The organism is Catellatospora tritici (assembly GCF_019083965.1).
GTDB lineage: Bacteria > Actinomycetota > Actinomycetes > Mycobacteriales > Micromonosporaceae > Catellatospora > Catellatospora tritici.
Genome location: NZ_JAHRCY010000020.1, coordinates 153931 through 165956, shown reverse-complemented (window position 1 = coordinate 165956; position 12026 = coordinate 153931). Strand labels below are relative to the sequence as shown.

Sequence of the window (12026 nt, the reverse complement as noted above, 5' to 3'; positions counted from 1 at the left end):
GCCGCCAGCCGCCAGCCGCCAGCCGCCAGCCGCCAGCCGCCAGCCGCCAGCCGCCAGCCGCCAGCCGCCAGCCGCCAGCCGCCAGCCGCCAGCCGCCAGCCGCCAGCCGCCAGCCGCCAGCCGCCAGGTCAGGTTGGGTTCGGGGCGGAGGTGACCAACTGGTCGGGGTCGAGGGCGCCGGGGACCGGGGCGCGGCCGCGTACCGTCGGGGCACCGAGCACGGACAGGACCATGGTCTGGTCCGGTTCCGGCGCGGGCGCGATGACCGCGACCACCTCCCGGTGGTGCCGCCCCACCCGCGGCCGTGACTTCAGGTGCTGCCGGGGCAGGTCCTCCACCCATCCGACCAGCCAGCACACGGCCCCGATGAGCAGGCACGACAGGGCCAGCTTCAACGCGATCGCCAGCGCCTCGTTGTTGAGGCTCCACACCCGGGACTTCTCCAGCAGCAGGATCGCGGTCATGACCGCGAGTTGGTGCCACAGGAACATGGTCAGTGACCGCCCGCTGATCCACTCGATCAGCCGCCGGAACCGGGTCCGGGCGGACAGCCAGGTCAGCTTCGGGTCCCAGTGCAGCATCGGCACGATGAACGCCGCGCACCACAGCAGTTGCCCGACCGGGCTGGCCTGCAGCAGCCCCCGTTCGGGCGGGAACGCCTGCAGCCAGGCCAGGGCGGCACCGATCAGCAGTCCGGCGAACGCGAGCACGAGGCCGCGCCGGGCGCGTTGCAGTCGTCCGGTGGCGTGCCAGTAGCCGAGCACCCAGCAGGGGGCGTAGATGCCGAGCGTCTGGGTGACGTCGGCCAGCCAGGAGCTGAATCCGATGTGCGGGGAGACCAGCAGCAGCGCGGCCGGGGCCAGGGTGGTGAGCAGGGGGCGGCGGCGGTAGCAGTACCACAGCAGCGGGGCGAGCAGGGTGAGCGACAGGTAGGTGCGGATGTACCAGAGCACGCCGGTGATGGGTACGGCCCAGTCGTTGCCGGGCGGGTCGGACAGCGGGAAGATCCACGCGAGCACGGCGGTCTCGTTGAAGGGGCGCGCGTCGCGGCCGTCCCAGCCCATGACCCACATGAGGGGTACGAGCACCAGCCCGGCCGCCCATACCGCGGGCATGACCCGCCGCCACCGGCTCCAGATGGCGATCTCCGGCCGGTCCTTCACCTTGATCATCGACCGGGCCATCAGCGACCCGGCCAGCGCGAACATCACGCCCATCGACGGCAGTGCGAACCCGAGCCAGGCGAACCCGGTGGCGTGGAAGGCCACCACCCGCACCATGGCCAGTGCCCGCAGCAGGTCGAGGTAGAACAGCCGCCCGGTGGTGACCACGACCGGTTCGAGCGTTTCGGGCCGTGCCGCCTGCTTGGCCTCGTTGCGGGTCTGCCACGACTTGTGGCGCAGGTTCATCAGCCCGGCCAGCACCGCCGGACCGACCACGACCAGCTGGAACACGTACAGCGCGGGGGTGAGGAACAGCCAGGTGGTGAACCGTTCCCCGAGCGGGACGCCCTTGCGGTCGAACAGGTAGATGGTGGTCTGCGCGTACAGGAACGCGACCCACAGCCCGACGCCGACCCACGGCACGCGCCACTGCGCGAACGGGAACACCATCAGCGCGCCGAGGATGAAGATCGGGGCCAGGCACATCAGCGCGAAGTCGAAGGTACGCAGCCAGAACGACCAGCCGCTCAGGTAGCGGATGTCCAGCGCGGTGACCCGGTAGTAGTCGCGGGCCCAGCGGATGCGCTGCCGGAACAGGTCGGGGGCGTTGTCGGGCACTGCGGTGTGCACGATCGCGTCGGCGACGGCGGCGGTGGTGCCGCGCCGCTGCGCGAAGTGGGTCAGGTGCCGGTCGTCGGCGACGCCGCGGCGCAGGTACTCGGTGAGGTTGTCCATGACGACCTCGGCGCGCCACACCGCCAGCGCGCCGGAGGCGGTGAAGATGTCGCCGGTGGCCGACAGGCCGTCCCGGATGACCAGGCAGCTGTGCAGGTAGTGCAGGTCGGTGACCTTGGTGATCAGGTTCTCGGCCCGGTTCATGGCGTACACGACGCCGGTCACGCCCTGGATCTTCGGGTCGGCGAAGCGGCGCAGGCAGCGCTCCACCGCGTGCCGGTCCACCACGGAGTCGCTGTCGACGGTGACGACGAAGTCGAAGTTCTCCAGCTCGGCGACCAGCGCGGTGGCCTGGGCGTGGTGCTTGCCGCCGTTCTCGCGCTTGTGCCAGATGACCCGCGCGTGCTGGAACGGCGGCAGTTCGGCGGCCGACCCGTCGTCGACGACGTGGATGACGTCGGGCACCACGGTCCCGTTGAGCAGGCTGCGGACCGTGTCGTGCAGCATCTCCGGGTCCTCGTTGTACGCGGGCACCACCGCGATGATCCGGCCTTGCGGCAGCGGCAGGTTGCGGTGGCGCCGCAGCAGGCCCGCGACCAGGATGCCCAACGAGTACAGCAGCACGACCAGGGACAGGATCCGCTCGGCGGAGTCGACGCCGACCAGTTTCACGTAGGCGACGGTCACGGCGGCGCAGACTCCCGCCGCCGCGAACCGCGCCCACTGGCTACCAGCGCGCACCGGCACCCCGCCCGTCCGGTCGGACCGCCGCGCGGCCGACGGCCCGGTGGCGCGCCCGCGGCCGGGCCGCGATCACGGCCCGTTCGCGCTGGCTGAACGCCCGCAGCAGCACTATGGCGAGCAGCACGGCGCTCAGCGCGGCCGAGATGACTTTGAGTACGACACCGGGTGCGAGCAGCATGCTCACGCCCGTCACCGGCAGGATGTGTTGGCTCGAGCCGAACGCCATCGAGAGGCTCCCCTGTGTGGACGCGCCGGGGGAAGCGGCGCGTCGATGTAGGTCCGGAGTGGACCCGCGGAATCTATCCACAGCAACGAGGCGAACAGCCCGATGGCAGATGGTGGCGCGACGATCCATGCGTCGGGATTAGGTCACCTATAGCTGCGTGAACAACGTGAGGTACCGGTGCCGGGTTGGCCGAACGGCGGAGTGTCAAACTTGCGGTGAACTGGCCATTGACCTCGGTTGACGTCGACTGTCAGATAGTCGGCAGTGCCTTTTGGACGGTGGTCGCGGTGCGGCCGCAATTCGTTGTCCAACCGGACTAATCCCATCGGGCGGAACTTTCGCGAATGCGATTTCGGGCGGCTTTTCGCGCGTCCTGTCGGCGCGGTCCGCTGATAGCAATCGTGAGGTCTTCCACCCCGCCGCACCGACAGGAACACCATGACCGCCACCGTGTACGAGGCTCCGCCCGCAGCCGACCCGGCACCCGCGCCGACCCGCCGCCACCGACCGGACCGGCAGCCCGCGTTCCGCCCGGACGTCGAGGGGCTGCGCGCGCTGGCCGTGACCGTGGTGGTGCTGTTCCACGCGGGGTTGGGCGTGCTGTCCGGCGGCTACGTCGGCGTCGACGTGTTCTTCGTGATCTCCGGCTTCCTCATCACCGGCCACCTGCTCAAGGAGGTGCGCCAGACCGGCACCATCTCCATCTCCGGCTTCTACGCCCGCCGGGCGTTGCGCCTGCTGCCCGCGGCCACCTTCGTCACGGCCGTCACGGTGCTCGTGTCCTGGCTGTGGCTGCCGCCGGTGCGCTTCGCCCAGATCGCGGGCGACGCGCTGGCCACCACCTTCTACGGCATGAACTACCGGCTCGCGGTGCAGGGCACCGACTACCTGGGCTCGGCGCAGACCCCGTCGCCGTTGCAGCACTTCTGGAGCCTCGCCGTCGAGGAGCAGTTCTACGTCGTATGGCCGCTGCTGCTGGTCGCCGCGGTGCTGCTCACCCGGCGGCGCCCGCACCTGCGCCCCCGGGTCGTGCTCGCCGTGTTCGCGCTGATCGCGGCGGTGTCGTTCGGGCTGTCGGTGTGGCAGACGAGCGTGTCGGCGCCGTGGGCCTACTTCGGGATGCAGACCCGGGCCTGGGAACTGGCGGCGGGCGGGCTGGTCGCGGCGACGGTGCACCGGTGGGAGCGGCTGCCGGTGCGGCCGGCCGTGGCGCTGCGCTGGCTCGGCATCGCCGGGATCCTGTTCGCCGCGCTGACGTTCACCGAGGCCACGGCCTTCCCCGGGTACGCGGCGGCGCTGCCGGTGCTGGCGACCGTGCTGGTGCTCGGCGCGGGGTGCGCGCATCCGTGGTCGACCGTGCTGAGCCTGGCTCCCGTGCAGCTCACCGGGCGGCTGTCGTACGGCTGGTACCTGTGGCACTGGCCGGTGCTGGTCGTCGCGCCGTACGTCTTCGGCGACCTGCCCACCGGGAAGCTGATCGTGCTGGCCGGGCTGTCGTACCTGCTGGCCGCCGCGACGCTGCGCCGGATCGAGGATCCGCTGCGTTCGGCGCCGCGGCTGCGCCGCCGCCCCTGGCACGGCATCGTCCTGGGCGTCGGGCTGTCCTCGGTGCTGGCGGCGGCCGCCGTGGCCGCGCCGGTGCTGGTCCCACCGCGTAGCACCGGCGTCGGCCAGGGCCTGGACATGTCCGCGGCGCTGCGCGACGCCACCGGCGCCGAACGCCAGCTGATCAACGCGGTCGCGGCGGGTGCGGACTCGCGCAACGTGCCCGCCAACCTGACCCCGACGGTGGACAAGGCCGAGGTCGATGTGCCGCAGCTCTATCGCGACGGCTGCGATCCCGCCTTCACCGAGTCCGACGTGCGCAAACCCTGTATGTACGGCGACACCGACGCGGCCGTGACCATGGTGCTGTTCGGCGACTCGCACGCCGGGCACTGGTTCCCGCCGCTGGAGCAGATCGCCAAGGACCGGGGCTGGCGGCTGGCCGTGGTCACCAAGTCGGCCTGCTCGGCCGCGTCCACGCTGATCTACATGCCGAACATGAAGCGGAACTACACCGAGTGCGTGCAGTGGCGCGACGCGGCGGTGGAGTACATCCGCTCGCTGCGTCCGGCGCTGGTGGTGATGTCGTCCAACGGCAACGGCGACGCGGTCGACATAGGCGCCGACCAGGCCGTCGGCTGGGCCAACGCCTGGCGCAAGACCTTCTCCCGACTGGCCCAGCCCGGCACCAGACAGGTGCTGATCAGCGATACGGCCTGGCCCGCCGGGGACGCCCCCGAATGCGTCTCGGCCCACCTGAGCAACGTCGACGCCTGCCACCGCCCGACCCAGGCCGCGATCGGCGACGGGCGCCGCCGCGCCCTGGTCGCCGAGGCCGCCGTCCTCGACGGCGTGACCGTGATCGACCCCCTGCCGTGGCTGTGCACCCAGGCCCGCTGCCCGGTGATCGTCGGCAACACCCTCGTCTACAAGGACAACAGCCACCTCACCGCCACCTACGCCAAACTCCTCACCCCCGTCCTCGCCCCCCACCTCCCCACACTCTGAGATGCCCCCCACCTCCCCACACCCTGAGATAAGGAAGGGCCCCTTCTTTATCGCTTTACGTAGAAGAAGGGGCCCTTCTTAACCGTCAGCCGGAGGCGGCGTACGCCGAACGCGGGCATAATGCCTGGATGCAGCTCACCAAGACGTTCACCGACGCGCAGTACGCCCAGGCTCTGGAGTCGTGGGCGTGGCTCGACCTGGGTGACCGCAAGCCGGTCTTCACCTCGCTGTTCGGCGACGTCTTCCTGGTCGGCCCGGACGGCGTCAGCTACCTCGACGTGATCGAGGGCCGCCTGACGACCGGACTGTGGCCGGACGGCGCCGCCCTGGAGGCCGCGCTGAACACCGAGGAGGGCCAGGACCGCTACCTGCTCGGCGGCCTCGCCTTCGGCGCCCAGGCCCGGGGCCTGCTGCTCGGCCCGGACCAGGTCTACACGTTCATGCCCCCGCCGGTCCTCGGCGGCAAGGTCGGACTGGACAGCATCGAGGTGTACGACTTCGTCATGGCCGTGGACATCGCGGGCCAGATCCACGACCAGATCCGGGCGCTGCCGCCGGGCACCCCGATCGGCAGCATCAAGATCGCCTGACCTGCCGCCGCAGCCGCACCCCGGGACGGGTCAGCCGGCGCGGAGCAGGCGGGGAGTGAGGTCGGAGTCGGCGAGGTCGGGCAGCGTCGCGGGGGTGATCCGGGCCGACAGCGCGCGGGCCCAGGCGGCCAGCTCCGCGACCGCGATGCCGTACGGCGGCTCGCCGGCGTACTCGGCGATCCGGTCGGCGGCCCGGCCCAGCAGCCGCGCCGCGCCCGTGGCGTTGCCGCGCCGGGCGTGGGTCAATCCGACCGCCAGCTGTGCCAGCCCCCGCCACAGCTCCCGCTGCTCATCGGGCGCGTCCTTCCAGGCCGCCTCGAGCACCTCGTGCGCGTGGAACGCGTGCCCCGCGGCGAGCAGCCGCTGCGCCTCGGCCAGCGACTCGGTGGGGGACAGGTGCAGGTCGTCGGGCGTGGTCGCCATGCCCTGCGCCCCGCGCGGCAGCGGTCGTCCCAGCTCGTCGCGGGGTCGGGCGTTGCGTGGGCGCCCAGCCTGGTCCCGGTCGCGTCGTTCGGCCATACCCCCATCATGGGGCCCGCCCCCAAGATCGCTCGAGTTGCCCGGCAACCGTGCGTATCTTGACCGCTCTTTCGCCCGATTGCCCGGCAACTTGGTCGTCGATCTTGGGTGGGGGTCAGGGCGTGGCGGGGCGGAGGGCGCCGCGGTCGGCGAGTTCGGTCAGGACGGCGTTGAGGGCGTCGACCTGCTCGTGGGTGTGGGCGGAGGTCAACTGGAGGCGGAAGCCGACCTGACCGCGCGGGACCAGGGGGTACGCGGCGAGCGTGACGTAGATGCCACGCCGCCAGAGCAGGTCGGCGACCTCGGCCAGGTCCCGCCCGGCGGCCAGCGGCAGTTCCAGCACGGGTGTGCCGTGCCGGTTGGGCGTGTGCGCGCCGAGCCCGCGCAGGTGGTCCAGCACCCGCTTGGTGAGCTGGTACAGGTGCGCGCGCAGCGCGTCGCCGCGGTCGGCGTTGACGTCGAACCCGGCCAGCACGCCCGCCAGCGACGCGGTGGGCGACGGCCCGGAGTAGAGGTACGGCGGCGCGGCCAGTTTCAGGTGCTCCTTGACCTTGGTCGGCGCCACCACGAACGCCAGCAGCGCCGAGTACGCCTTGGAGAACCCGCCGACCAGCACCAGGTTGTCGTAGCTCTCCCCGCAGTGGCGCACCACCGCGTTGCCGCGCGAGCCGTACGGGCAGCGCTCGTCGTCGGTGTGTTCGCCGATGACGCCGAAGCCGTGGGCGTCGTCGACGTACATCAGGGCGTCGTGTTCGCGGCAGATGGCGGCCAGGGCGGGCAGATCGGGCACGTTGCCGGTCATGCTGTTGACCCCGTCGAGGCAGACCACGCGCGGGCGGTCCGGGTCGGCCGAGCGCAGCAGCCGCGTCAGCTCGTCGAGGTCGCTCATGTGCCAGCGGTAGAGCCGGGCGCCCAGGCCACGGGAGTAGGCGCCGCCGTCGTAGATGGTCTTGTGCGCGGTGGCCTCGACGAACACGGTGCCGCCGTCGACCAGCGCGGGCAGCACCGACATGTGGATGTGCGTGATCGTTGGCAGCACGAGGGTGTCGGGTGCGCCGAGCAGCTCGGTCAGCCGTTCCTCGATCAGCGGGTACAGGCGGGGGTTGCCCAGCAGCCGGGACCAGCTCGGGTGGGTGCCCCAGCGGCGCATGGCGGCGGCCGACGCCTCGATGATCTGCTCGTCGAGGTCGAAGCCGAGGTAGTTGCAGGAGGCGTAGTCGACCAGCCAGTGGTCGCCGATGCGGATGCGGCGACCGTCGATCTCCTCGATGACGGCGTCGTACATGCGGGTGCCCGCGCGCAGCCGGTCGAGCTGGTCGGTGGAGGGCACCCGGTGGGCGTCGGGGGTGTGCACTCCGGATGCGGCGGGGCTCACGCGGTCTCCCTACTGCTCATCGTCAGGCCGGCACGTGCTGGGCGGTCATGAACTTCATGGCGTCCTCGCTGGTCAGCGGTCGGGCGAAGAGGAAGCCCTGGCCGTACCGGCAACCGATGCGCGACAGCAGGTCGCGCTCGACGGTGCGCTCGATGCCCTCCGCGATGACCTGCAGCCCGAGCGTGTGCGCCAGCCGGACGATGCCGTCGACCAGCGCCGCCTGCTGTGCCGACGACGCGATGGTGCTGGTGAACAGCCGGTCGATCTTGACCACGTCCAGCGGTACGTGACGCAGGTAGCTCAGCGACGAGTAGCCGGTGCCGAAGTCGTCGATCGCCACGCGCACCCCGGTGGCGCGCAGCTCGGTCAGGTCCTCCCAGATCTGGTCGTCGTCGCGCAGCAGCAGGCTCTCGGTGATCTCCAGCATGAGCTGGTGCGGCGGCAGCCCGGCGTCGGTGAGGGCGTCGTGCACACTGCGGACGAAGCCGGGGGCGCGGAACTGCCGGGCCGAGACGTTGATGCTGACGTACGGCGCGTCGGCGGCGGCCTCGCGCCGCCACCGGGCCGCCTCCTGGATCGCCTTGCGCAGCACCTGGTCGCCGATGGACACGATCTGCCCCGACTCCTCGGCGACCTCGATGAACTCGCCGGGCAGCAGTCGCCCCCGGGTCGGGTGGTGCCAGCGCACCAGCGCCTCGTACCCGGCGGTGATGCCGGTGCGCAGCTCGACGATCGGCTGGAACTCCAGCGTGAACGACTGGTCGGCGATGGCCTGGTCCAGCTCGGTACGCAGCTCCAGCCGCTCCACGATCGCGGTGTGCAGCTCCGGTAGATAGCGGCGCCACTGGCCCTTGCCCTCGCCCTTGGCGACGTAGAGCGCCATGTCGGCCTGGCGCAGCAGGTCCTGCGCGTTGCCCGCGTCGGCGCTGGTGGAGATGCCGATGCTGGCCATGCCGGAGACCAACCGGTTGTCGATGGTGAACGGCTCGCTCAGCGAGGCCACGATCCGCCCGGCCACCTCGTCGATGGTCGCGGCGTCGTGCGCGCCCTCGATCAGGGCCGCGAACTCGTCGCCGCCCAGCCGGGCGGCGATGTCGTCGGAGCGCAGCACTTCGGCCAGCCGCTCACCGACCGCGCGCAGCAGCTCGTCGCCGTGCTCGTGGCCGAGGGTGTCGTTGACCACCTTGAAGTCGTCCAGGTCGATGAAGAGGACGCCGACGACGGTGCCGTCGTGCTCGGCGCGGGTGATGGCCTGGGCGATGCGCTCGGAGAAGCGGACCCGATTGGCCAGCCCGGTGAGCGAGTCGTGGTAGGCGAGGTGGGTCAACTCCGCCTCCATCCGGCGCTGGTCGGTGACGTCGCGCAGGGTCACCACCAGGGCGCCGACGGTCGGCTCGTCGCGCAGGTCGCGGCAGGAGACCTCGGTGCGCACCGAGCTGCCGTCGGGGCGGCGTACGGTCCAGTCGGCGGTGTCGACCGCCTCGTCCTCGGCGGCCGCGAGCGTCAGCAGGTCGGCCACGAGGGTGTGGTGCGGGCTGTCGACCAGGTCGGAGAGGTTCTTGCCGTCGAGGTCGGCGGTGCCGAAGACGGTCGGCGCCGAGGGGCTGGCGTACCGGACGCGCCCGCCGTCCGGTTCCACGATCAGGATCACGTCCGCGGTGTTGTGGACCAGGGTGCGGAAGTACTGCTCGCTGTTGTGGCGGGTGATCTCGTTGTTCAGCATGATGCGTTCGATGGCCAGCGCGGCCTGTGAGGCGACGACCTCCATCGGCAGCTGGAGGTAGCTCAGCGACATCTCGTCGGCGGAGATCAGCAGAACGCCGATGTTCGGGTCGCCGATGGGTCGGTCGTCCAGCGCCAGCGGGCACAGCAGGGTGATCTCGAAGTCGCCGAGCTGGCCGGCGATCTCCGGGGGCAGCGAGCGGGTGAAGCGCATCCGCGAGCCGGTGGTCGGGGCCGGGGGGAAGAGGTCGGGCTGGCTGCCGTCGTTCATGACCATGGCCGCGCGGTACGGCGTGCCCGCCGGCAGCAGCCGCTCGGCGGTGCGCTTGAGCACCCAGGTCACCCCGTCGACCGTGGTCGCCGACATGAGCGCGGCGTTGCTGGACCGGATGCCCGCGGTGCGGATGGTGTTGCCCCGGTAGCTGTTGATCACCCCGAACAGCCGGATCAGCGCCAGCAGGAAGGTGGCCACCACGAACGCCACGATCACCATCGGGTACTGCAACCGCCCCTGGCCCACCCCATAGATCAGGACGATCAGCGGGATGAGGACGAAAAGCGTCAGCAGCACCTGGTGGAAGGTGGTCATCTCGCGTGGCCGGACCACCCGTGGCGTGGTCAGATCGGCCATCGACGGGTGCAGGCCGGCCGCGCCCCAGCAGGCGTAGAAGATGATCCAGCCCAGGTCGACGGGGCCGCCCACGCGCCAGAAGCCGTGCAGTTGGACCAGGCCGTAGAGGACGTCGGCGGCCAGCAGCCCGACGGAGCCCGCGGTCAGCAGCGCCACGGTCGGGCTGAACGGCACCACCGCGATGAGGCGGCCCACCGTGGCCAGCAGCAGGATGTCGCCCAGCGGGTAGGCCACCGAGACCAGACGCTGGCTCATGGTCAGCTGCTCGTTGAGGATCTGCGGGCTGATCAGGAAGACCCAGGAGAGTAGGCCCAGCCCGGCGGTGACGATCATGGCGTCGAGCGGCACGGTCCGGTCGCGGCTGGCCGCTCCCGCCTTCGACAGGCCCAGCATGCCCAGGGTGACCAGCGGGTACATGGCCAGATAGAGCATGTCGGAGAGGGAGGGGAACGGGTTGACCTCGCCGTAGAGGTCGGTCAGCACGTTATAGAGGGTGTCGCCCACGCAGAGCAGCGCCATCCCGAGCATCAGCCATATCCAGGGCAGCCACCGCCGGGGGCGGTAGTGCACCAGGCCGTAGATGATCGCGCCCACCCCGCTGAAGCCGATCAGGCTCCAGATGAGGATGTGCTGGTCGGGGAAGCGGTAGAAGGCAGCGGCCAGGAGCGCCATCCAGGCGGCGTACCAGGCCATCACCTTGCGGGCGGACACGCTCCTCCTTCCGGCGCGGCCAGGCCGGGCAGCGCGCTGGTCCGAATTAACCGAGTATGACACGTTTTCATATACGTTATCGCGGTACGGAGGGGCTAGCCGGAGTTATGCGGCCTTGTCGACTCGATATGTCCGCTTGCGCCCGGTCGTCCGACCCCGAAATCACCCTGTGTAATCGCGGTTTCGGCACGAAGTGATCATGCCTGAGACCTGCTTCACAAGGGGTACCCATCCGACATGTCGGACCTGCACTCTTGGTTGCAGCACTTCGTACGTGAACGCACTTCGTACGTGAACCCAACGAAGGGATCTCCACCCGTGGTCAACGTCGACCTGATCCGCAAGCACATGCCCGCCGTCAAGCGCGCCAGCGTCCGCGCCGTCCTTGCCGCCACCGGCATGGCCGTGCTGACCGGCTTCGCCGCCCCGGCGACTGCCGCGACGCCGCAGGCCACCGACGCAAAGCCCGTCGTGAAGTCCGAGCAGGCCCAGACGCACAAGAAGGCCAAGTCCGTCAAGACGCCGACCGCCACGCAGCTGATGCCGATGGGCGTCAACGCCGAGCAGGCGTCGTTCGTCCCCACCGCCGAGCAGAAGGCGAACGCGGAGGCGATCATCAAGGTCGGCCAGGAGATGAAGCTCCCGCCCCGCGCGTGGGTGATCGCCGTGGCGACCGCCGCGCAGGAGTCGACCCTGAACAACCTGGGTCACCTGGGTGACCAGAACGACCATGACTCGCTGGGCCTGTTCCAGCAGCGTCCGTCGGCCGGCTGGGGCAGCCCGGACCAGCTGACCGACCCGGAGTACGCCGCCCGCGCCTTCTACGAGGGCCTGGTCAACGTGCCCGGTTGGCAGGACATGGCGCTGACCGACGCCGCGCAGGCCGTCCAGGTCTCGGCGTTCCCGTACCACTACGCCAAGTGGGAGAAGCTGGCCGCCAACCTGGTGCTGGCCAAGTACGGCAAGGGCCCGCTGGCCGGCTGACCCCATCCCAGCACCCCTGATACACCCCTCGCGAGAGCCCCCGGGAAACCGGGGGCTCTCGCGTTGGCGCAAACTTCCCCGTGTCGCGACGCAACGTCCAGCGGTCCCGCGCTCGTGTAGATCCCTCGACGGC

General features: G+C 70.8%; 8 protein-coding genes. 3 read left to right on the top strand and 5 right to left on the bottom strand.

Annotated features, from left to right (window positions below; genetic code table 11):
- Positions 1-128 precede the first annotated feature (128 nt).
- Both KUA19_RS33390 and KUA19_RS33385 read right to left on the bottom strand, forming a co-directional pair.
- The gene (locus KUA19_RS33390; RefSeq protein WP_217402562.1) at positions 129-2579 is read right to left on the bottom strand and encodes an acyltransferase family protein; all 2451 of its coding nucleotides are present in this window, start codon (positions 2577-2579) and stop codon (positions 129-131) included.
- Complete coding sequence (locus KUA19_RS33385; protein ID WP_217402556.1) at positions 2566-2808, bottom strand: hypothetical protein; 243 nt, start codon at positions 2806-2808, stop codon at positions 2566-2568. Before KUA19_RS33385 ends, KUA19_RS33390 begins: the two co-directional genes overlap by 14 nt.
- A gap of 438 nt (positions 2809-3246) precedes the next feature.
- On the opposite strand from KUA19_RS33385, the gene KUA19_RS33380 reads away from it, so the two are divergent.
- Positions 3247-5361, top strand: coding sequence for an acyltransferase family protein (locus tag KUA19_RS33380; RefSeq protein WP_217402554.1), 2115 nt, complete (start codon positions 3247-3249; stop codon positions 5359-5361).
- A gap of 128 nt (positions 5362-5489) precedes the next feature.
- Complete coding sequence (locus tag KUA19_RS33375) at positions 5490-5951, top strand: T6SS immunity protein Tdi1 domain-containing protein (RefSeq protein WP_217402552.1); 462 nt, start codon at positions 5490-5492, stop codon at positions 5949-5951.
- A 30-nt stretch (positions 5952-5981) separates the two neighbouring features.
- On the opposite strand, the gene KUA19_RS33370 is transcribed toward KUA19_RS33375, so the two are convergent.
- From KUA19_RS33370 to KUA19_RS44770, 3 genes are all read right to left on the bottom strand, one after another.
- Complete coding sequence (locus tag KUA19_RS33370; RefSeq protein WP_217402550.1) at positions 5982-6470, bottom strand: DUF309 domain-containing protein; 489 nt, start codon at positions 6468-6470, stop codon at positions 5982-5984.
- A 115-nt stretch (positions 6471-6585) separates the two neighbouring features.
- Complete coding sequence (locus tag KUA19_RS33365; RefSeq protein WP_308167797.1) at positions 6586-7845, bottom strand: aminotransferase class I/II-fold pyridoxal phosphate-dependent enzyme; 1260 nt, start codon at positions 7843-7845, stop codon at positions 6586-6588.
- 22 nt (positions 7846-7867) lie between these two features.
- Positions 7868-10909 (bottom strand): putative bifunctional diguanylate cyclase/phosphodiesterase, encoded by a 3042-nt coding sequence (locus KUA19_RS44770; RefSeq protein ID WP_217402548.1) that lies wholly within the window; start codon positions 10907-10909, stop codon positions 7868-7870.
- A gap of 348 nt (positions 10910-11257) precedes the next feature.
- Between KUA19_RS44770 and KUA19_RS33355 the strand changes: the two genes are divergently transcribed.
- Complete coding sequence (locus KUA19_RS33355) at positions 11258-11893, top strand: hypothetical protein (RefSeq protein WP_217402597.1); 636 nt, start codon at positions 11258-11260, stop codon at positions 11891-11893.
- Positions 11894-12026: the final 133 nt, after the last annotated feature.